This window comes from Streptomyces bullii (assembly GCF_042657145.1).
Lineage (GTDB): Bacteria > Actinomycetota > Actinomycetes > Streptomycetales > Streptomycetaceae > Streptomyces > Streptomyces bullii.
On sequence record NZ_JBHSNY010000027.1, the window covers coordinates 1 to 18,940 of the forward strand.

The 18,940-nt window shown below is 69.5% G+C and carries 19 protein-coding genes and 7 pseudogenes; 14 read left to right on the forward strand and 12 right to left on the reverse strand.

All coding sequences use genetic code 11. The features are described from left to right. Nucleotides 1-118: pseudogene (locus tag ACFPZJ_RS39025) on the forward strand (IS5/IS1182 family transposase); the annotation flags it as partial. Here the strand turns inward: ACFPZJ_RS39025 and ACFPZJ_RS39030 are convergent. Next, nucleotides 87-680, reverse strand: coding sequence for a transposase (locus ACFPZJ_RS39030; RefSeq protein WP_381031740.1), 594 nt, complete (start codon nucleotides 678-680; stop codon nucleotides 87-89). The pseudogene ACFPZJ_RS39025 and the gene ACFPZJ_RS39030 overlap by 32 nt on opposite strands. 149 nt (nucleotides 681-829) lie before the next feature. Between ACFPZJ_RS39030 and ACFPZJ_RS39035 the strand changes: the two genes are divergently transcribed. The 4 genes from ACFPZJ_RS39035 (at nucleotide 830) to ACFPZJ_RS39050 (ending at nucleotide 2,894) form a co-directional block, all read left to right on the forward strand. Then, nucleotides 830-1,087: a hypothetical protein gene (locus ACFPZJ_RS39035; protein WP_037759804.1), complete on the forward strand. Its 258-nt coding sequence runs from the start codon at nucleotides 830-832 to the stop codon at nucleotides 1,085-1,087. Nucleotides 1,088-1,218: 131 nt separating this feature from the next. Next, entirely contained in the window at nucleotides 1,219-1,953 is a 735-nt protein-coding gene (locus tag ACFPZJ_RS39040) for a YqjF family protein (RefSeq protein ID WP_381031742.1), read from the forward strand. A gap of 70 nt (nucleotides 1,954-2,023) precedes the next feature. Further along, nucleotides 2,024-2,596 carry a hypothetical protein gene (locus tag ACFPZJ_RS39045; protein WP_381031744.1) on the forward strand — a complete coding sequence of 191 codons (573 nt, stop codon included), beginning with the start codon at nucleotides 2,024-2,026 and terminating at the stop codon, nucleotides 2,594-2,596. A 130-nt stretch (nucleotides 2,597-2,726) separates the two neighbouring features. After that, nucleotides 2,727-2,894 carry a hypothetical protein gene (locus ACFPZJ_RS39050; RefSeq protein WP_381031746.1) on the forward strand — a complete coding sequence of 56 codons (168 nt, stop codon included), beginning with the start codon at nucleotides 2,727-2,729 and terminating at the stop codon, nucleotides 2,892-2,894. A gap of 219 nt (nucleotides 2,895-3,113) precedes the next feature. Here ACFPZJ_RS39050 and ACFPZJ_RS39055 read toward each other — a convergent pair whose 3' ends face one another. Beyond that, complete coding sequence (locus tag ACFPZJ_RS39055) at nucleotides 3,114-3,647, reverse strand: hypothetical protein (RefSeq protein WP_381031748.1); 534 nt, start codon at nucleotides 3,645-3,647, stop codon at nucleotides 3,114-3,116. A 272-nt stretch (nucleotides 3,648-3,919) separates the two neighbouring features. Here ACFPZJ_RS39055 and ACFPZJ_RS39060 point away from each other — a divergent pair, with 272 nt between their 5' ends. Beyond that, nucleotides 3,920-4,576, forward strand: coding sequence for a four-helix bundle copper-binding protein (locus tag ACFPZJ_RS39060; protein ID WP_381031750.1), 657 nt, complete (start codon nucleotides 3,920-3,922; stop codon nucleotides 4,574-4,576). A 202-nt stretch (nucleotides 4,577-4,778) separates the two neighbouring features. On the opposite strand, the gene ACFPZJ_RS39065 is transcribed toward ACFPZJ_RS39060, so the two are convergent. Beyond that, nucleotides 4,779-5,489, reverse strand: coding sequence for a GAF and ANTAR domain-containing protein (locus ACFPZJ_RS39065; RefSeq protein ID WP_381031752.1), 711 nt, complete (start codon nucleotides 5,487-5,489; stop codon nucleotides 4,779-4,781). A gap of 723 nt (nucleotides 5,490-6,212) precedes the next feature. Here ACFPZJ_RS39065 and ACFPZJ_RS39070 point away from each other — a divergent pair. Continuing rightward, nucleotides 6,213-7,592, forward strand: a complete 1,380-nt coding sequence (locus ACFPZJ_RS39070; protein ID WP_381031753.1) for a cytochrome ubiquinol oxidase subunit I — start codon at nucleotides 6,213-6,215, stop codon at nucleotides 7,590-7,592. Nucleotides 7,593-7,621: 29 nt separating this feature from the next. Further along, complete coding sequence (locus tag ACFPZJ_RS39075; RefSeq protein ID WP_381031755.1) at nucleotides 7,622-8,668, forward strand: cytochrome d ubiquinol oxidase subunit II; 1,047 nt, start codon at nucleotides 7,622-7,624, stop codon at nucleotides 8,666-8,668. Between the two features lie 117 nt (nucleotides 8,669-8,785). Here ACFPZJ_RS39075 and ACFPZJ_RS39080 read toward each other — a convergent pair whose 3' ends face one another. From ACFPZJ_RS39080 to ACFPZJ_RS39105, 6 genes and pseudogenes are all read right to left on the reverse strand, one after another. Then, complete coding sequence (locus ACFPZJ_RS39080) at nucleotides 8,786-9,544, reverse strand: succinate dehydrogenase iron-sulfur subunit (RefSeq protein ID WP_381031757.1); 759 nt, start codon at nucleotides 9,542-9,544, stop codon at nucleotides 8,786-8,788. 199 nt (nucleotides 9,545-9,743) lie between these two features. Beyond that, nucleotides 9,744-10,427: a cytochrome c oxidase assembly protein gene (locus ACFPZJ_RS39085; RefSeq protein ID WP_381031759.1), complete on the reverse strand. Its 684-nt coding sequence runs from the start codon at nucleotides 10,425-10,427 to the stop codon at nucleotides 9,744-9,746. Beyond that, nucleotides 10,390-10,822 (reverse strand): annotated as a pseudogene (locus tag ACFPZJ_RS39090) (DUF2243 domain-containing protein). The gene ACFPZJ_RS39085 and the pseudogene ACFPZJ_RS39090 overlap by 38 nt, the downstream one beginning before the upstream one ends. Before the next feature lie 366 nt (nucleotides 10,823-11,188). After that, nucleotides 11,189-11,452: a hypothetical protein gene (locus tag ACFPZJ_RS39095; protein ID WP_381031761.1), complete on the reverse strand. Its 264-nt coding sequence runs from the start codon at nucleotides 11,450-11,452 to the stop codon at nucleotides 11,189-11,191. A gap of 83 nt (nucleotides 11,453-11,535) precedes the next feature. Further along, the gene (locus ACFPZJ_RS39100) at nucleotides 11,536-12,210 is read right to left on the reverse strand and encodes a hemerythrin domain-containing protein (protein WP_381031763.1); all 675 of its coding nucleotides are present in this window, start codon (nucleotides 12,208-12,210) and stop codon (nucleotides 11,536-11,538) included. A 158-nt stretch (nucleotides 12,211-12,368) separates the two neighbouring features. Beyond that, nucleotides 12,369-14,005 (reverse strand): annotated as a pseudogene (locus ACFPZJ_RS39105) (RecQ family ATP-dependent DNA helicase). Between the two features lie 286 nt (nucleotides 14,006-14,291). On the opposite strand from ACFPZJ_RS39105, the gene ACFPZJ_RS39110 reads away from it, so the two are divergent. The 5 genes and pseudogenes from ACFPZJ_RS39110 to ACFPZJ_RS39130 all read left to right on the forward strand — a co-directional run. Beyond that, nucleotides 14,292-14,867: a hemerythrin domain-containing protein gene (locus tag ACFPZJ_RS39110; RefSeq protein WP_381031774.1), complete on the forward strand. Its 576-nt coding sequence runs from the start codon at nucleotides 14,292-14,294 to the stop codon at nucleotides 14,865-14,867. Between the two features lie 258 nt (nucleotides 14,868-15,125). Beyond that, nucleotides 15,126-15,392: a hypothetical protein gene (locus ACFPZJ_RS39115; RefSeq protein WP_381031765.1), complete on the forward strand. Its 267-nt coding sequence runs from the start codon at nucleotides 15,126-15,128 to the stop codon at nucleotides 15,390-15,392. Further along, nucleotides 15,383-15,604 (forward strand): hypothetical protein, encoded by a 222-nt coding sequence (locus ACFPZJ_RS39120; protein ID WP_381031767.1) that lies wholly within the window; start codon nucleotides 15,383-15,385, stop codon nucleotides 15,602-15,604. Before ACFPZJ_RS39115 ends, ACFPZJ_RS39120 begins: the two co-directional genes overlap by 10 nt. Then, nucleotides 15,601-16,776, forward strand: coding sequence for a zinc-dependent alcohol dehydrogenase (locus ACFPZJ_RS39125; RefSeq protein WP_381031769.1), 1,176 nt, complete (start codon nucleotides 15,601-15,603; stop codon nucleotides 16,774-16,776). The genes ACFPZJ_RS39120 and ACFPZJ_RS39125 overlap by 4 nt, the downstream gene beginning before the upstream one ends. A gap of 91 nt (nucleotides 16,777-16,867) precedes the next feature. Next, a pseudogene (locus ACFPZJ_RS39130) lies at nucleotides 16,868-17,155 on the forward strand ((2Fe-2S)-binding protein); the annotation flags it as partial. On the opposite strand, the pseudogene ACFPZJ_RS39135 reads toward ACFPZJ_RS39130, so the two are convergent. Next, a pseudogene (locus tag ACFPZJ_RS39135) lies at nucleotides 17,156-17,386 on the reverse strand (helix-turn-helix domain-containing protein); the annotation flags it as partial. It lies immediately after the preceding pseudogene. Nucleotides 17,387-17,716: 330 nt separating this feature from the next. On the opposite strand from ACFPZJ_RS39135, the gene ACFPZJ_RS39140 reads away from it, so the two are divergent. Then, the gene (locus ACFPZJ_RS39140) at nucleotides 17,717-18,343 is read left to right on the forward strand and encodes a hypothetical protein (protein WP_381031770.1); all 627 of its coding nucleotides are present in this window, start codon (nucleotides 17,717-17,719) and stop codon (nucleotides 18,341-18,343) included. A gap of 198 nt (nucleotides 18,344-18,541) precedes the next feature. On the opposite strand, the pseudogene ACFPZJ_RS39145 reads toward ACFPZJ_RS39140, so the two are convergent. Further along, nucleotides 18,542-18,703: pseudogene (locus ACFPZJ_RS39145) on the reverse strand (IS630 family transposase); the annotation flags it as partial. A 29-nt stretch (nucleotides 18,704-18,732) separates the two neighbouring features. Further along, nucleotides 18,733-18,940, reverse strand: a pseudogene (locus ACFPZJ_RS39150) (hypothetical protein); the annotation flags it as partial.

Here is an 18,940-nt window from a genome sequence, read left to right on the forward strand (position 1 = left end):
GCTGCACGGCTTCCGCCGCCTGCGCACCCGCTGGGAACGCCGCGACGACATCCACGAGGCCTTCCTCGGCCTCGCCGCCTGCCTGATCACCCACCGACACGTCCAACGCCTTTGTTAGGACCTCTTAGTGCTGGATTCCTCAAAGGGTGTACACATATCGGCGGCGTAAGCGCCTGGTGGGTGGGGCAGGTCTGCCCCACCCAGGGCCGGGCTCTGGCGTTGAGCTGGGCTGTTGCCAGGCGGGTGGCTTGCTTTATTTCGGGTGGTCCTGTGAAGGACTGCCCGGCGAGGGCGGCCTTGCGGAAGATGCGCCACCAGCCTTCCTGGAGGTTGAGCCAGCAGGCTCCGACGGGGATGAAGACGTGCCGGATTTTGGGGTGTTCCTCCAACCAGGTCCGGGTGGCCAGGCTGTTGTGCGAGGACAGGTTGTCGGTGATGACATAGATGTCCCCAGCGGGGTTGGCTGCTTCGACCTTCTGAAGAAACTGCTGGTAGAAGGCGCTGGCCCAGTGTGTCAAGGGTCCACTCAGGCGGCCCAGACTCGACCGTGCGTGCCCGCACCACCAGACCCCTTGGCGCCTTGCGTGCTCGCGCCAGTCGCAGCACGAGCCGTTGCTCGTTCTCGTCACGGCTCCGCCGTGCCCGTAACACCACCGTCCAGCACCCGCCCCCGAGCACACGAACGACCCCGCCTAGGACATATACCCAGCGAAAGAGGAATCCAGCATTAGGAAGCCGGTCATCGGACGCGACTGGGATCCGATGACGGGTACCTGGGAGGACGACTGGGCTGCTCGTTCTCGGCCTGAGGGGAACGAAGGAGGAAACCGTGCAGCGGCCTGATGAGGAACTGCTGGATTTCGATACCGGCGAGCTGGAGGACTGGGACGAGGAGCGCACACGAGCGGCCCTCGACGGCGAACACGGCACGCTCTACCGCAACCACCTCGACATCGCCCTCCACCTCGACCAGTGGGCGGAGGCCGAAAGCCGACGCACCGACACGGACGCGCGCTACAAGGCGGGCTACACCCAGGCCCTGCGAGACACGGCCGCGTTCCTGCGGCAGACCTACTACCTTCCCTGAGCCGGGCGAGGCGTTTCGCCCGGACGCCCGGCGTTCTGGCCGGCCCTCTTCATGGTCTGGCCGGCGCCGTTCCGCCCGCCGTGCCGGGCCCCGTGGGTTTCCTTCGATCGTGCGCGGGGGACCCGACGCGCGTGGTGGCATACGGAGCAGAGCAGCGGGTGCGCCTGCCGGCGCTGCGGGCGGGCTGGCTGACGCAGACGTTCGTCCACTGGCCGTTCCGGCCTGACGCGGTCCAGGCGCTCCTGCCCGGGGGACTGGTCGTGGACGAGTACGAGGGGGCCGCCTGGGTGGGGCTCACCCCCTTTGTCATGGCGGACGTGCGACCACCCGGTGTTCCCGCCTCGCTGCCCGGCCTGCCGACGTTCGCGGAGACCAACCTGCGCACGTACGTACGGCACCGTGACGGCCGGGACGGGCTCTGGTTCCTGTCCATTGAGGTCGCCTTCCCCCCGATGGTGGCCGCCCGGGCCATCGGCGCACCCTACAACCCGGGCACCCTCCGCGTGTCCACGGACGGGGACACCGTCTCGTACTCCGGTTCCCGATGGACCGGCGACGCCTCCTACCGCCTGGTCGTCCGGCTTGGCGACCCGATCGATCCGACGGAGCGGGAGGTGTGGCTGACCTCGCGCTGGCGGGCGTACACCCGCAGGCTCGGCATGCTCTGGGAAACGCCCGTCGAGCATGAGCCGTGGCCGCTGGCCGACGCCGGTGTCGATGTACTGGAGGAGACGCTGACCGCCGCGGCGGGCCTCCGGGAAGCCCCCCTCGGTGAGCCCCTGGTGCACTTCTCGGAAGGAGTCAGGTATGTACGGCTCGGGCCCTCCAGGCCGTGCGTCCCGGAGCGCGTCTCCCGGTCTTCCTGACTCCCCTTGCCGTAGTTCCGGCGCCGTCACGCGACGCCCGCGTGTGCGCTTCGACGGCTGGATCGCGAGCATGGGTACCTCCTCCGGCACACGGATCGTGCTCGGACACTGGCAGCGGTCGCCCTTCGGAGCGTTCAGTGACGTGATGCTGGAGCGGGCCGACGGGGACAGATTGCTGCTGGCCCCCACGCGGGAGACAGCGGACTTCATCAGCGGCACCTACGTCTTCGACACGGTCCGTGTCGTCCCGGTCGAGGTGAGCGTCACGGACTGCGCCTGGACCGTCATCGCCGGGCCACTCGACCTGCGTTTCACCACCGGCCGGCGAGGGCTTCTGGGCTTCGCGCTGCGGACCGTACCCGGCGCGCTCGCCCGCCGTCCGGCATGGAGCGCGCTGACGGACCGGCCCGCCCGCCTGCTGCTGCCGGGCGTGCGCACCCACGGCAGCGCCGGGCAGGGCCGCCGGGAGTGGTACGGCGCCCGGGACCTGCTGCCGATCCGTGCCGTCTCGGCCGCCTACGAGGGCGCGGGCCTCGGGGCGATGGCACCGGTCGAGCCGCCCGTGCGCTTCGGGTTCGGTTCGGCGCCGAGGAACCCCTCCGTCACCCGGGTCACGACGACGGTCGAACTCGGCCCGGAGTGAGGGCGCCTGGGCAGGGGTACCCGGCCGAACCTACGAAGGGATGTCCCTTGGACAGAACCGGAGTGCGGGGGCCCGCCCATACGCTCGCGGTCACGCACGGTGCCTTCAACATCGTGGCGGACTGTGGCCCGTGCTGCACCTGCGCAGCCACGAGTGGGTCTTCGGTCCGAAGACCGACGTGTGGCTGCAGATGACGACGGGCGGACTGCTCGCCTCCGCTGGCATCGCCCAGCTCGCGGCGGCCGGGGACTTGCAGGGCCCGGCCAAGCCCGCCACATCGGGCTGGGCACCGCCCTGACCCTGCTGGCCGTCGTTCTGGTCTACGTACCCAAGGGGGATCCTGCCGACGTACCTCCTCGATGCCGCGATGCAGACCGGATGGATCGCCGCCTGGCTGCGTTCGTCCCCCGCGCGGAGTACGGGGGACGTCAGGAGCGGCCGACGGTGAACGAGCGGCTCCCGTCATCACCGCCCGGACCGCTGCTCCCGACGCGCCGTTCGGTGACGACCGCCGGATTCATGCCCCGTAGGCATGCCTGCGGGGCAGGGGTCCGACGTGGGCGTGGCGGCCGGGGCGGGCGGCGGCGTGGCGCTGTCCCGGGCCCGGGCCGCCGCGGGCGGCTAGGGTGTCGGCGACGACACCTGTGGCGAAGGCGTAAACGGCCTTGTGCAGCAGGTCCACGACGAGTTCCTTGCGGGGCCAGGTCTGTGGTGGGGCGCCGACGCCGGTCGCGTTCTCCAGGATCTGGTCGTTGGTGAGGCGGACGACGGCGAACTTGGCGGAGGCGACCGGTCCGCGCAGTCCGGCCTGGGCCATGACCGACCGGAGCACCCCGAGGAGGGCGGCCTGGCCGTAGTGCATGCCCCAGTTGACTGGCAGCGGCTGGGGGCCGGGTCGTTCGAGCAGGCCGGTAAGCCGCTGCAGGACCCGCGCGGGCACATGAGAGTCGGGCCGGCCGGTGACGGCCTGCTCGATCTTCTCGCCGAGAGTCATCACGACGCCTCCGGCGGTACCGGCGAGCAGTCCCTGCCACAGTGCGCGCTTGATCATGCCCTGGCGAGTACCCGGTACGACCGCCTTCACCCACCGGTCGGGCGGCAGCCGGCGTCCCGGTGGGCGCCGGTGGGCGGGGAGTACCCCGACTGTGCCGCCTATCTCTCCCTATCGCCCGGGCCCGGCACAAGGACCGCGCAAAGTACCGGCGAGATCCGCGGCTCGCTACACAGCGTCGGAGTGGGTGGCCGGCGCAGGTGTGGGTACCCGTCGCGCGAATCACGCGAAACGGATATTTCCGACCCCATCCCTGATGTACGGAGGATGCCATGTCCTTGGTCGAGAAGCTGCTCGACGCCTACCCCGCCGAGACCGGGATGCCGCCCAAGATGCTGGGCGAGGCGGTCGACAAGCTGTACGAGTGCGCCGGCGTCTGCCTGACCTGCGCCGACGCGGCCGCCGCCGAGCAGGACCCGGAAAAGATCGTGATGTCCATCAAGTGCGTACGCCTGGACAACGACTGCGCCGACCTGTGTACGGTCGCGGCCCGGATCCTGGCCCGCCAGACGGGATACGACGCGCCGACGACGATGGCGATCATCGAGGCGACCCGCACCGTCCTGCGCGCGAGCGCGGACGCTGCCGAGGAGTTCAAAGGCACCCCGTACTTCGAGCTGTCCGCGAAGGAGTGCCGTGAGACGGAACAGCTGCTGGGTCGGCTGGCCGAGCAGATGGGCTCGAGCGACGCCGGCGAGGGGTACCCCACGTCCCCGCCCAGCGCGACGACGCCTGCCGGAGCCTCCATGGGCGGCGCGGAAGAGACGTCTGGAACGTCCGAGGCGTCCCAGGAGGTCTCCGAGGAGCAACTCCGCGAGATGCACATGGACGAGCTGCGCGACATGGCCCGCGACAAGGGGCTCAGCGGTGTTCACGAGATGCGCAAGGAAGAGCTCATCGACGCGATCAGCGGGAAGCGCGGATCCTAGGGCGGCGTATCGGTGACCAGGACGGACCGGCATGATCACGCCTCAACAGGTCAAGGCCCTGCTGGAGTACGACGCCGACCTTGGTCGTCGTCTCCGGCGCCGCCGCCTTCGAGCAGGTCAGCTACAGGACGCTGTCCCTGGCAGCTCTCCGGGAGCACGACCTGCTGACGGGCGCCCGAGCGGTTGCTCTGGACCCGCGCGCCTACGACGTACCCGGCGGGTCGCGCAGGATGTCCGTGATGTCCGGCAATGACCTGCCGGTGCGGAAGGCCTCGGCGCGCATGAGGGCGAGGGCGTCCTCAGGGCTGATCCGCCGTCGGGCCGCCAGGGCTCCGACGGCACGCGAGGTGTCGAACCAGTGGGCACGGACCACCTGCTCCGGCTCCCACGCCGGGGCGTCGTTCCCCGTGAGCAGTATCTCGCGGGTGGGCATGAGCGCCGCCGTCACCGCATCGGCCACGTGGGACGCCTGCTCCAGGGCGTTCTCACCGAGAGCGCGAGGCCGCGTCGCCAACAGGTCGACCGACCCGAGGACGTAGTCGCCGAAGAACAAGGGGAGCGCGTACACCGAGCCCACCCCCGGCAGCTTCTCGCAAGCCATCGCCCCGAACAGCGGCCAGGGCGTCAGTTCCAGCCGCAGGTCGTCCACGGCCACGGGCTCGCCGGTCTGCGCGGCACTGATGCAGGGCCCCTCCAGCACCGTGAACTGGATCTCCTCCAGCAGCAGGGCGGCATCGTCCGACGCGGCGAGCAGCTGGCGGGAGGGGGTGTCGGTGAGCAACGACAAGGTGGCACCGTCCACACCGAGTCCCTCGCACACCGCCGCGCACACCCGCCGGGGAACCTCCTCGCCGTGGGTCCCAGCCGCGGCTTCCGCGACCAGCCGCACCGCCTTCGTCGCCTCGGCCGTCATCCGGCCCTCCGCAGCCCTGACGCATGTGCCCCGATGCCCACCGTCACGTGTCTCCCTGTGTCATCCGAGCGGACGGCCACCGCCGACTCACCGCCCCTGTGCCCGCGGCGGACGCCGATCCGCACATGTCGGGTGCCCTGTGTCGCCGCGTGCAAGCCACGAACGGCACATGGGACCCGGTCGACTCGGGGGAGGGCCGACCGGGGCAGCAAGCGGCGGGGCGAAGGGTGGTCGCCTCTCGGCGAGTGGCTCCGTGGGACTTCAGCCGAACGATCGTCCCCACGGGCGATAGGTGAGGCCCGGGGACACTGTCCCTTCCGTACCCCCGCACACCGCTGGGCACGGCCACGTGGACGTGCATGCCGTTGACCAGCTGTCGGTGACGGCCACGGGGTGACCGTGGCGCAGCGAAGGCGTCCCGCAGCGTGTATGCCGGCCGGGACGTGACGGCTCTGCGGGCCTCGCTGCTCGGAGCCTGTGCCCATTGCGGCTGACGTCGCGTCGCTGCTGTGGCATGCCTGTCGGCTGTCATACCTTGGCGGCGTTGCCCGGCGGCGGCCAGCCGGTCCTACCCGGGTGTCGTGGGCGTGAGGTTCTCAACCGGGCGCGTTCCTGCACGTTGGCGCGGAGGGCGGCCTGGTGGCCACCGGGTTGCGGGCCATGGTGGTCTCATGTCCCGCGTGCCGGGTTTACGCCCGATGTCTGCCGTGAGGAGGAATTCGGGTGAGCAGCACCGCGCTTGTGGGGGACGTGCTGTCCGCTGCCGAGGCCGGCGGCTTGGGGGCGGCACGGTCGCAGATGGCGTTGTCGCTGGGCTGGCACATCATCGTCGCCTGCCTGGGGGTGGGGATGCCCGCGATCACCGTGTTCGCCGAGTGGCGCGGTCACCGCACGGGGGATGTGCACTACCGGCTGCTGGCGCGGCGGTGGGCGAAGGCGATGGGGGTGCTGTTCGCGGTCGGAGCGGTGTCCGGAACCATCCTGTCGTTCGAGATGGGCCTGCTGTGGCCCGGGATGATGGGCACCTACGGACAAGTCATCGGCCTGCCGTTCTCACTGGAGGGCATCGCCTTCTTCATCGAGGCGATCTTCCTCGGCATCTACCTGTACGCCTGGGACCGGCTGCCGCCCCGCCAGCACATGCTCACCGCACTGCCGATCCTCGTCGCGGGAGTGGCCAGCGCCTTCTTCGTGGTCGCCGCCAACGCCTGGATGCAGCAACCCGTGGGCTTCCAGATGCGGGACGGTCGGGTCGTCGCCGTCGATCCCTGGGAGGCGATGTTCAATCCGGCGACCCCGCCGCAGACCGTTCACATAATCCTCGCCGCGTTCATGGTCGCCGGTTTCCTCATGGCCAGCGTGTACGCGGTCGCCCTGCTGCGCGGCCGCCGCGACCGCTACCACCGGCTCGGCTTCCTGGTGCCGTTCACTATCGCCGCCCTGGTGACCCCGGTGCAGATCGGGGTGGGCGACTGGGCGGCGCACTTCGTGGCGGACAACCAGCCCGTCAAACTCGCCGCCATGGAAGGCGTCTTCGACACCGCGCGCGGTGTTCCCCTGCATGTGGGCGGTATCGCCGCCGACGGCGAGATGCGCTACGCCCTCGAAATCCCCCGCGGGCTGTCCCTGCTGGCACACTTCGACCCAGACGCGCAGGTCGCGGGGCTGAACGAGGTGCCGGCGCGCGACCGCCCACCCGTCAACATCACCCACTGGGCGTTCCAGATCATGGTGGGCTGCGGGTTCGCGCTGCTGGCCCTGTCCGCCTGGCTCGGCCTGGTGTGGCGGCGCCGCAAACGACTGCCGGGCACCCGGTGGTTCCTGCGCGCCGCCGCGCTCTCCGGCCCGGCCGCGGTCCTGGCGCTGGAGGCCGGATGGGTCGTCACGGAGGTGGGGCGCCAGCCCTGGATCGTCTACCGCGTCATGCGCACCTCCGAGGCGGTCAACCCCGCACCCGGAGTGGTGTGGGGATTCGTGGTGGTCAGCGTCGTGTATCTCGTGCTGACCGTGGCCACGGTTTATGTCCTGCGCCGCCTGGCCCGTGACCAGCCGGTGCCGATCGCCCCGCAGGAGCGCGATGTCGCCGAGTTCAAGGTCGTCTGAGACGCCGAGCGGAAGGGAGGACACCAGTCATGTCACTGCCCGAGACCATGCTGGCGGTGCTGTGGATCGGTCTGACCGCCTACGTGTTGTTCGGCGGCGCCGACTTCGGCGGCGGGGTATGGGACCTGCTCGCCGGAACCACCCGACACGGCAGGCCCCAGCGCGACCTGGTGGAGCACTCCATCGGACCCGTATGGGAGGCCAACCACGTCTGGCTGATCTTCGTCATCGTCCTGCTGTGGACCGGCATCCCGCCCGTCTTCGCCGCCATCGCCTCCACCCTCTACATTCCGCTGACCCTGGCCGCCCTGGGGATCATCGCCCGCGGTGCGGCCTTCGCCTTCCGCAAAGTCAGCGTCGAGATCTGGCAGCAACGCCTCTTCGGCGCCACCTTCGCCTTCTCCTCCCTGGCCACGCCCTTCTTCCTGGGCACCGTGGCGGGCGCGGTGGCCTCCGGCCGAGTCCCCGCAGGCATCACCCAAGGCGACACCGTCTCCAGCTGGCTCAACCCCACCTCCGTGATCAGCGGGGCTCTCGCGGTGGGAACCGCCGCCTACCTCGCCGCGGTCTACCTCACCCGAGACGCCCAGCGAGCCGGTGATACGCCGCTGACCGAAGCGTTCCGCCGCCGCGCACTCCTCACCGGCCTCGTCGTCGGTGCCCTGTCCGCAGCAGGGCTCGTCGTCCTGCACGCCGACGCACCCGCGCTCTACTCCGAACTCACCTCCGGCAGCGCCCTGCCCCTGCTGATCCTCTCCGTGGCATCGGGGCTGGTCTCCCTGGCCCTGCTGATGCGGGGCCGACACCTTTTGGCCGTGCGGCTGACAGCCGCCCTGGCCGTCGCCGGCCTGCTGTGGGGCTGGGGAATCGCCCAGTACCCCCGGCTGCTGCCCGGCGTCACACTCCAGGACGCCGCCGCCACCGACACCGTCCTGTCGGCCAGCCTCATCTCCCTGGCCGTCGGAGCAGTCCTCCTGCTGCCGTCCCTGTGGTGGCTCTACGCCACCTTCCAACGCGACCATCCCCAGCCGGCCGAACAAGCTGACAGACCGACCCACGGAGACAGCAGCACGTGACAGCGCCCGTCACCGGCGCCGACACCGAATCGGCTGGAAAGCCCCCGAGCGCAGGTACCAGCGCAGCCGAACGGGTCCTCGCCCAGGCCCGAGCCGGCGGCGTCGGCGCGCTGCCGGTCAGATGCGGCGTGTGATCAGCGCCCGCTTCACTTCCTGGATCGCCTTGGTGATGGCGATGCCACGCGGACACACGTCGGTGCAGTTGAAGATTGTGCGGCAGCGCCACACTCCGTCATTTCCGTTGAGGATTTCCAGCCGCTGCTCACCGCCGTCGTCCCGGCTGTCGAAGATGAAGCGGTGCGCGTTGACGATCGCCGCCGGACCGAAGTACTGCCCGTCGGTCCAGAAGACCGGGCACGACGATGTGCACGCGGCGCACAGGATGCACTTGGTCGTGTCGTCGAAGCGCTCCCTGTCCTCCGCGGACTGGAGGCGCTCCCGGGTGGGCTCGTTGTCGGTCGTGATGAGGAACGGCATCACGTCCCGGTAGCCCTGGAAGAACGGCTCCATGTCCACGACCAGGTCCTTCAGTACGGTCAGGCCCTTGATGGGCTCGACTGTGATGGGCTTGCCCGGGTTGATGTCTTTGATCAGTGTCTTGCACGCCAGCCGGTTGCGGCCGTTGATCCGCATGGCATCCGACCCGCAGATGCCGTGCGCGCAGGAACGGCGGAAGGTCAGCGAGCCGTCCTGCTCCCACTTGATCTTGTGCAGACCGTCGAGGACGCGCTCCGTCGGATCGATCTCGACTGGGAAGTCCTGCCAGATCGCCTCCGCGGAGACCTCCGGATTGAACCGGCGGATCCGGAAGGTGACCGTGATGTACGGGGACGCGGCGGAAGTCTGCTCCGCCCTGTCCATAACCGGCGTGGCCATCGGAACCGACCCTCCAGCGCTCGCTGTGGTGCTGCCTGCCGAACCGGTCGACGGCCGAGGCAGGCGCGCGGTGAAACCCCCTCCCCGCAGAACGCTACGACGCTCCGCCGGTCCACCGTACGCCCGGTGCTGACCGGCGCCGCGCGTTAACGCATGCGGTAGATCCGCGATCATCAGCCGCCGGGTATACACGCGAGGGTCACTGGGTGACGCGCAGCACTGGGTACTCGGGGGCGGCAACGACAACAGGGCAGTGAGCCGGTGCGACCCACACCGTCGGACCGATGCCGCCCGCACCAGGGCGGCCATGAGCAGGACAGCAGGCTAAGGTGAAGATGAGCCCTGCCGCCAGCATGTGTGCGTGCACCACGCCGTGCAGCAACGGCTGGTGCCGCATGGCCGCGAACAGCTCCGTCCGATACAGCAGCCAGAGGCCGCCCACGTCCAGCAGGGCCGCCAGCGGTGGGAGGACGAGCCAGCCGACGGGACGGGATCGCGCGAGGACCAGCAGGCGTCGTCGTGCCCGGCCGGGCCTGAGTGCTCGCAGGGCGAGGGTGAGGGGGCGGGCCACGACGAACAGCAGCGGGGCGGCCATGCCCACGACGAGGTGTTGGATCATGTGCCCGGTGAACGGTCCTCCCGGCGCAGTTCCCCCCGCCGCCCAGGCCGCACCGACGCCCCCGGCGGTGAACGACACATCCCGCCACCGGGGCCAGGCATCCCCGCGGCGCCGCAGACGTTGCGCGGCCAGTAGATACGCCACCGCCACCAGCAGTGGGGCCAGGACGGTGAGCAGCTGGCCCGTCCCGGGTCCGGTGGCCGGGCCGGGGTGGACGTGCGCGAGTTCACGACGCCGGCCCGGCCCCGCTGCGGCGGGCCGCACGCAGGGCCAGGATCACGCCGATGAGCAGCAGGACCAGGCCGGCGATGTTCCACGCCCAGTCGTACGGAGTGACATCCATCCCGTAGCGGATCTGGTGCAGGCGCAGCAGTTTGTGGTCCACGATTCCGTCGAACAGCTGGGAAGGCGCCCAGCCCGAGGAAGAAGCCCGACCACGCGTGGGCCGACGCCAGGGCCCTGCGGCGGCGCAGATCGGCGTAGAGGAAGAACCCGGCGACCAGAGCCAGCAGTTCGGCGGTGTGCAGCAGTCCGTCGGACAGCAGACCCACGCCGGAGGTGGAACGGTCGTAGAAGTGGTGCCACCCCAGGATCTGATGGAAGACGATCTCGTCGACCGAGGCCATGACCGCCGCACCGATCAGCGCGCAGACGGCCATGGACCTGCGGGACGCGGAGCCGGTGCCCGGTGCGGTGTCGGACCGGACGGAATTGCTCATGGCTCTTCCTTTCCGCTGTACGACGACTTCGGCTGGGGATGCCGGCGCCGGGTACCCGCCCAATCGGGATCAAGCACCATTGCACCAGCCCTCAGGGGAGAGGAGAACACGCTTCGGGACAGGGAGAAGGGGCGCCGCCCATGCCCCACCTTGCAGGAGCCGGAGCCCGGTTCCCACGCCAACCGGCATCGCGGTGGTCACTCAGCCGACGGCTCAGCAAGGACATGGGCGGATTCGGCACACGAACGGCCAGTCGTCCGGCCGGGACGCCTGCTGGGCGATCACCGATGCCGGGCGGTGTCTTCCCTACGTCGATGTCGTGGTCTCGTCGCCCTCTCCGGTGTCCGGTTCGGCGCGCTTGTCGGCGCCCGTCTCCAGGTAGCCGGGGTCGTCGCCCGCGACCCGGCCCACGAAGACGTCGTTGGGCGTCGTGCCCGTCGTGCTGTGCCGGTCCGCCGCCTCGGTGTCCGGCTTACCGCCCGTGTCCTCCGAACGACCCGAACGTACCTCTGCGGAGGGCTCGGTCGTGCGACCCCCCAGGTGTTCGCGGACCCATGACCACACGGACATGATGCCTCCCGATCAGAAGATGCGTGCCGACGTCGACGGCCTGCCCGTGGTGCCCTCTGCACTCAGCGCCGTACCCGGTTGGTTCAACGTCGTTTGCGGCGCATCGCGACGGCCGCGACCAGCACCAGGATCCCGGCGAGCCCGGTGAACACCTTCTTGGCAGCGGCCATGGACGTGCTCAGTCCGAAGGCGTCGCGTATCCGGTCGTAGAGACCGAGCGGCACACCCAGGAGCGCGTTGCCGGGCGGGCGCCGCGGGATGACGGGGTGGGGGTGGGTGGGCGCGCTGCGTCGCACCGTGTCCCATGCCGTGCCGAGCCGGCGCAGCTGCGCGGCGGGCAGCGCTTCCTGCAGCCGGGGCAGCACGAGGTCCTCCTCGTCGCGGATGTCCTGCCGTATCAATGCGAAGACCCGCCGTACCTTCTCCTCACGCTCAGGAGAACCCGGACTCAGGCGTTCGATGTCGGCGACAAGATCGTTGATCTGCTGGTGTTCCTCCTCGACCCGCAAGGTCAACTCATGCCCGTCCTCGACCGAGCGTCGGACGGCCGGCCACAGCACGGTCTCCTCGGCGAAGGCATGGCTGAAGACCAGCTGGACGGTCTCCTGCAGGACCCGTTCGCGGTCCTCGCCGTCCGCCAGGGTCTGATAGCGGTCCATCAACCTGTCCATCTCGGCATGATCACGGCGTTGCCGGGCCAGCACGCTGCTCGAGCCGCCCAGTTGCTCAACCGTCTGCTCTTTGATCGTCTCGGGCATGGATCTCTCCTCTGCGCAGACCGGCCGCAACGCCCGTCCGCCCCAGCAGCTGCCAGCAGTGTCCGGTGGCGGGTACCCCGACGCGGCGCGGCACACCGTTTGTGGTGTTTTCACCTGCTGCTCGGCCCGGTCACGGCCCGGCCCGGTCGCCGGGCGCATCAGGTGCCGGTCAGCAAGTCGCCTTCCTGTACTGCTGTCAGCGACAGCGTCTTGTAGCCGACCTGCTCGAACAGCACGACGAGGCGGTCCTCCTCCGTGCGCATCACGGTGCCCGCACCCCACTCCGCGTGGCGCACCCGGTCGTTCGTCTCATAGGGCCCGCCGTGCCCGGGCCGGGGAGCGGCGTCCCGGTGCCCGGCCCCGGTGCCGGGGTGCTCGTCGTCGCGGTCGCACACGTCGCACCGTCCGCACGGTGCGTCGAGCTGCTCGCCGAAGTAACCATGAAGGTACTGGCGGCGGCAGGTCGGCGTCTCCGCGTAGCCGCGCATCATCTCGATGCGTGAGCGGTCGACGCGGCGCCGCCGCTCGAACACCCGTGCCGCCTCTTCGGCGGCCTCGTCCGCCGTGCGCCCGGGCAGTGCCCGGACCGCTCGGCGCCTGCCCTCGACGGTCACCGCTCCCGCCTCTTCCAGCAAGTTCAGCAGATCGCTGGTCTTCCGGCGCGACAGGCCGCACAGCTGCGCCGTCCGGCCACGGCTCTGCGGGGCGTCCTGGCCGAGCAGCGTGGTCATGATCCGGCGCAGTGCGTCGGCGTCCAGAGTTCGGGCTGTGAGGAACTTCTGCAGTCCCAGGTCCTCGGGGCGGTAGAACAACACCGCGCGGGCCGGCTCCCCGTCCCGGCCGGCGCGCCCGATCTCCTGGTAATAGGAGTCCAGCGACTCCGGGACGGACGCGTGGGCGACGAACCGTACGTCCGCCTTGTCGATGCCCATCCCGAACGCGGAGGTGGCCACCACCACGGCGGGAGCGCCGACCATGAAGCCGTCGTGGATCCGGCGGCGGTCGGCTCCCTTCATGCCCGCGTGGTACGCCTCGGCGTCCACGCCGTCCTGCCGAAGTCGCCCGGCGTACGTCTCGGCGTCCTTGCGGGTAGCGGTGTAGAGGATGCCCGGGGCGCACGCCTGGGCCGTCCAGCGTGCGACGGTTTCGCGTTTGGCTGGGTCGTCGGTGAAGGTGCGCACCGCCAGATGGATGGTGGGCCGGTCGGTCCCGGTCGTCACGACGTGGGCCTCGCGCATGTGCAGGTGCTCGACGATGTCCGCCCGGACCGGGGCCGCGGCCGTCGCCGTCAGAGCGAGTACCGGCGGGCGGCCCAGCCGTTCGGCGGCCTCGCCCAGGTTCAGGTAGTCGGGACGGAAATCGTGTCCCCAGGCGGAGACGCAATGGGCCTCATCGACGACGAACAGCGAGGGGCCCAGTTCCCGCAGCCGCTCCACGACACTGTCTTTGGTCAGATGCTCGGGGGAAAAGAACAGGTATTCGGCATCACCGTCCCGGATCGCCCGCCAGCCCTCTCGGTGGCCGACCGCGGCTGCGCGGAGTTCATGGCCACGGCGTCCGGTGCCGCGCTCTCCCGCAGGCCAGCGACCTGGTCGCGCTGCAGGGCGATCAGCGGCGATACCACCACCGCGTGACCACCGAGCATGACGGTCGGCACCTGATAGATCGCCGACTTGCCGGAACCGGTGGGCATGACGACCAGCACGTTGCGGCCGTCGAGCAGTGCCTCCATCGCCTCCGTCTGCTCGGCGGCCAGGTCGCTCCACCCGAACCGTTCCCGGGCGACGCGGCGCAGCTCGGCGATCCGCCTCCTGCACGCTCATCGCGACGCCCCCTTCACGGCCCGGCACACCTGGGACTCGGCCCGGGTACCCCCCGTGGCCGGCCGCGATGCGGAGCGGTGCGCGGCAGCCGTGCGAGGTCGAGATCCCGGCTGCTCGCCCCGGGTAAATATCTGCGCCGTTCGGCCCCGCGCGGTCGCGGCCGCCCGTCACCAGGGAGAACCTGGACGAAGCCCAGGTGCCCGCTGTCTGCGGGCCGACGCCGCCCGCACTCCAAAGGAGGATCTCTTGACCGACGCCATGCCCCACCTCGACGACGACGGCGAGAACGACGACGTCGTGGCACTGCTGAGGCAGCAGCACAACCACATCCGTGATCTCTTCGCCGAGGTCGAGAACGCTACCGCCGACGACCGGGCGGAAGCATTCCGCAGGCTCGTCCGCCTGCTGGCCGTCCACGAGACCGCCGAGGAGGAAGTGGTCCACCCCTCAGCCCGCCGTCTCCTGCAGGACGGTGAGCAGGTGGTCGACGACCGTCTCGAGGAGGAGAGGGCCGCGAAGGAGAAGCTGAGCCGGCTCGATGACATGAACCCCGACGACCCCGGGTTCATGCCCGCCTTGCGGGAACTGCGCGCGGACGTGCTCCAGCACGCGGCATCGGAGGAACAGTACGAGTTCCCCGGGCTGCGCGAGAAGGCCGGAGCGCAGCAGCTCGCCATGATGGCCACGGCTGTCCGTGCTGCCGAGGCCATGGCGCCCACCCGCCCGCATCCGGGAGTGGAGACGGCGGCGGAGAATGTCGCTGTCGGACCCGTGGCAGCCGTGATCGACCGGACTCGTGACGCCGTCCGCAAGGCGATGGGCAAGGACAGCTGATCAGGTCGGCACAGAGTGGAGTAACCCAGCGTCGCGCTCGTCCCGGACACGGACGACGGCCAGCGGATCGGCATGACGTGAGCATCGGACGTCGGAGAGATTGCATGCCTGAGTCGGGGTACTCGCCGCGCACCGCGACGCGCTCCGAGAGAGAAGGCCCACGATGACCGCGCGCATCTTGCTCCCTTCTGCATGGGCCTGATCGCCCGGGGCGCTGCCTCACCCGTCGTACCTGATCATCCGAGGATGTGACCGTCCATGACGCTCCGGAAATCACAGTGGGCAGCCGCCGCAGGACTCACGGCAGGCGCCATCGTCGCCCTACGGCGCTCGACGGCACGTCCGGCGGGCCCGGCCGCCGCGGACCGCTGGCTCACGGTGACGATCAACTGTTCACCTGCCGACATCCAGGCCGACAAGCTGCCGACGCCGCTGCAGAAGTACGGCGACCGGATCGAGACGCGGATCCGACGCGGATCCGACCCGCACCCGGCGACCGGGGCACCGAAGTGGCGGTGCGCCTGAAGGACGTGCCGTCGGATGTCTCGTCCGTGCCCGCACGGCTCACAGGCAAGGATCCGCGTCAGGATCTGCGTCGTTCCCTGCGTGAAGCGAAGGCGTTGCTGGAAGCGGGCGAGGTCCTGCTGCCTGACACACCGCCCACCACCCACGACACTCCCGGCGGGAAGCTCGTGGGGCTGCTGAGCCGCCGCGCGGGCGGGGAGGGAGTGCTGTGAAGGCGCTGTGCTGGGAAGGCGTCAACAAGCTCGCCGTGGAACAGGTGCCGGATCCCGTCCTGCGCAACGACCAGGACCTGATCGTACGGCTCATAGCCGGGACCACCTGTGGTTCGGATCTCCATCTCATCGGCGGCTACATCCCCTTCATGCGGTCCGGGGACGTCATCGGTCACGAGTTTCTGGGGGAGGTCGTCGAGGTCGGCGCCGGGGTGCGCCGGCACAAGGTCGGGGACCGGGTGGTGGTCTGCTCGTTCGTCGGCTGCGGACGCTGCTGGTACTGCACCCACGACCTGTGGTCGCTGTGCGACAACACCAACACCAACCCCGGCATCGGCCAGGCCCTCTTCGGCGCCGACACCGGCGGCATCTTCGGCTACTCGCACGCCATGGGCGGACTGCGCGGCAGCCACGCCGAGTACGTACGCGTCCCCTTCGCCGACTACGGCGCCTTCCCCGTGCCGGAGGGCGTCGACGACACCAGCGCCCTGTTCGTGTCCGACTCGGTGCCCACGGGCTGGATGGGCGCGGACCTGGCGGGCGTGAAGCCGGGTGGCGTGGTGGCCGTGTGGGGCTGCGGGGCCGTGGGGCAGATGGCGGCGCGCGCTGCGATCCTGTTGGGCGCAGAACGCGTGATCTCCATCGACCGGATTCCCGAGCGGCTGGAGATGACCGAGCGGCACGTCGGCAGTGAGGTCATCGACTACACCAGCACCGACATCGGGGCGGAACTGCGCGAGCGCACCGGCGGCCGTGGCCCCGACGTGTGCATCGAGGCGGTCGGCATGGAAGCCCACAGCGACAGCCCCGTCCACCTCTACGACCAGGTCAAGCAGCAGCTCCGGCTCCAGACGGACCGCCCCACCGCCGTACGGCAGGCCATCCACGCCTGCCGTAAAGGCGGCACGGTGTTCGTCCTCGGCGTCTTCGCCGGGGCGGTCGACAAGTTCCCCCTCGGCGCGGTGATCAACAAGGGCCTGACCGTGCGGGGCGCCCAGCAGCACGGTCAGCGCTACATCCCGATGCTGCTTGACCGGGTAGCTGCCGGAGAGCTGAGCACGGCCCACCTGGCAACCCATAACGTGTCCCTGGACGAGGCGCCGCGGGCCTACGAGATGTTCAAGGAGAAGAACGACGGCTGCGTGCGCGCGGTGATCCGGCCGGGCGACTGACCGTGGCCCACCCCAGGCGCCCCTGCTCCGTTTGCCGTCCGCGCAGGTGGGGACCCAGCCAACCATGAGGATTACGCCAGGCCGCCGCGGGATGCGGCAGAGCCGCGTCCTGCGGCTGCTGGACCGCCTGGAGCGGGAGTCCAGGGCGGATGCGGTGATCGACGCGCTCCGTAAGGGGGTGCAGGCCCTGCCCCTCCGTGGCGGACGGGACCTCCTGCACGGCAGGTGGCTGGGGCACCCGGTCCATCCGCTGATGGTGCAGGTGCCGATCGGCAGCTGGCTGTCGGCGGCAGTACTGGACCTGCGCCTGGGCGGTGGTGGCGTCGCCGCGCCCGGCCGCCGCTCCCGCGAAGCGGCTCTGCTGGTCGGGGTGGGCCTCGGCCTCACTCAGCTTGGGCCGTGACACGGGCCCGGCAGACCGCAGCCCCTCGGTGCCGGCGTCGTGCAAGGCTCGGCGCCAGCGCTGCACCGAGCGCACACTCACCCGTAAGTCCTTGGCGACCTCAACGTTGGAGGCACCCGCAGCGAATCGCTCCGCGGCCTCAAGCCGGATCCGCTCGCGAAACGCCTGCCGTTCAGGCGTCAGCCCACCACCCTGCGGATATCTCACACAACAGGCATACCGCGACGATCACACCGCGTCAGCCCTCAACGACATCCCGCCGCAAAGGTCAGTAGGCCCGTGGTCGCGCGACTATTCCAGCTCACGGAGCCCTTGCTGCTGGGGAAGGCCGCCTGAAGCGAGCGGGCGCTCGGGCAAGCTGATCCCCCTGCACACACGATGGGCCCCACACCGAGGGGCCTCACGGATTCAAGATCATCCCATGGCCCCTTTTGGGCTCACCTCGGTGATACCCACAGACCCCTGCGAGTTCGCGAAAACTGACAACTCGTTGAGTCGGTCATGGGAAGACTCCGCGACGCGCAAGACGCTGTGCAGTTGGTGTACCTCTATCTGAACGGTTTGTGGGAAAAGGTAAGAGGTAATGCCAAGACTTTCTGCCGGTTCTCGCTGGCGATGGGTGGTGTGCTACTCGCTGGGGGAATCGCCCTCGATGTCCTAGGGATACTCAAGGACTTCCCGGTCCTCACGAACCTCTACTCAGCGGTCACTGCGGCGGCCTTGGGGGTGGTCCTGGGTATCGTATTGCTAACCCGGCTGGAATCAGATCTACAAGACGAGCGCGTATACCAGTTCACACGGGACGCTGTTGAGGATTTCGAGAAAGCCATCGGGCGGCTGATGCTCGACGGAGAGGGCCAGCCCTTCGACCGCGCGAAAGCGGTATGCACCAATGAAGCCCTGTGGTCACAGACATTCCCAGCGTTCCTCTGCGGCGACGAGCTGGAGAACGTGAGTCGAACGTGGGAAGTCATTACCCACGACGTGGCGCCGACACTGCGTAGAAACGGCAGGCCTACGTTGGTCGCATCCCGCCTGGCCGGCGGTACTTGGATCCTGCAGGAATGGCAGCGGCACTGCACCGAGAACCCGCCACCATGGGTTAGCGCGGATGATCGAGACCCATCCTATTGTCAGACCACACAAGGTTCCTATTGCACTTGAACGACCTGGTGCATGACGCAGAGAAGATCAGGAATGCTGTGCCGAGCCACCCAAGCGAATAGCGGACTCCAGAAGTCCGGAGATCTTCCCCTTCGGTTCCCACCGTCTACTGCGTCCTCGCCGAGGGTGATCCAACGGCCTGAACCTCCCCTGAGCCATATGTCACCTGGTTCGCTGTTCATTACTGACTTCGGCTTGTCAGGGTGGCTCTGGACCGTCGAGGGCCAGGCCGGTGCCCGTTATGAAGCCGTCGAGGGTGGCGGGCCGGTATTGGAGGCGCTTGAGCCGGTTGCGGACGAGGGTTTGGAGCCGGTCGAGGGCGACCACGGCGAGGTTGGCCAGGCTGCGCTTGGCGTGTGCTGTCAATCCCCTCGCAGCGTGGAGACGATCTATGCGGCCAGTCCCTCTGCGAGGGTGGCCCGGTACTCGCGTTCATAGTCGATCGGGCTCTTGAACCCGCACACGCTGTGTACTGAACTTGATTGGGTGATGTCGGTGCCGTTCGCCTGACAGCCTGGTGTCGACACCGGTAGCCCTGGGGCGTGAGGTATGCGCAGGGCGGCGGGCTGACCGACGCCGAGAGGACCACGCGGGAGC

Bases quoted from the DNA above. Each gene is read 5' to 3' on its own strand.
- ACFPZJ_RS39095 (WP_381031761.1), bottom strand. From the start codon at position 11,452: ATGTCCGTGTGGTCATGGGTCCGCGAACACCTGGGGGGTCGCACGACC.
- ACFPZJ_RS39110 (WP_381031774.1), top strand. From the start codon at position 14,292: ATGCCCCACCTCGACGACGACGGCGAGAACGACGACGTCGTGGCACTG.
- ACFPZJ_RS39065 (WP_381031752.1), bottom strand. From the start codon at position 5,489: ATGACGGCCGAGGCGACGAAGGCGGTGCGGCTGGTCGCGGAAGCCGCG.
- ACFPZJ_RS39100 (WP_381031763.1), bottom strand. From the start codon at position 12,210: ATGCCCGAGACGATCAAAGAGCAGACGGTTGAGCAACTGGGCGGCTCG.
- ACFPZJ_RS39075 (WP_381031755.1), top strand. From the start codon at position 7,622: ATGTCACTGCCCGAGACCATGCTGGCGGTGCTGTGGATCGGTCTGACC.
- ACFPZJ_RS39115 (WP_381031765.1), top strand. From the start codon at position 15,126: ATGACGCTCCGGAAATCACAGTGGGCAGCCGCCGCAGGACTCACGGCA.
- ACFPZJ_RS39055 (WP_381031748.1), bottom strand. From the start codon at position 3,647: ATGATCAAGCGCGCACTGTGGCAGGGACTGCTCGCCGGTACCGCCGGA.
- ACFPZJ_RS39080 (WP_381031757.1), bottom strand. From the start codon at position 9,544: ATGGCCACGCCGGTTATGGACAGGGCGGAGCAGACTTCCGCCGCGTCC.
- ACFPZJ_RS39045 (WP_381031744.1), top strand. From the start codon at position 2,024: ATGGGTACCTCCTCCGGCACACGGATCGTGCTCGGACACTGGCAGCGG.
- ACFPZJ_RS39060 (WP_381031750.1), top strand. From the start codon at position 3,920: ATGTCCTTGGTCGAGAAGCTGCTCGACGCCTACCCCGCCGAGACCGGG.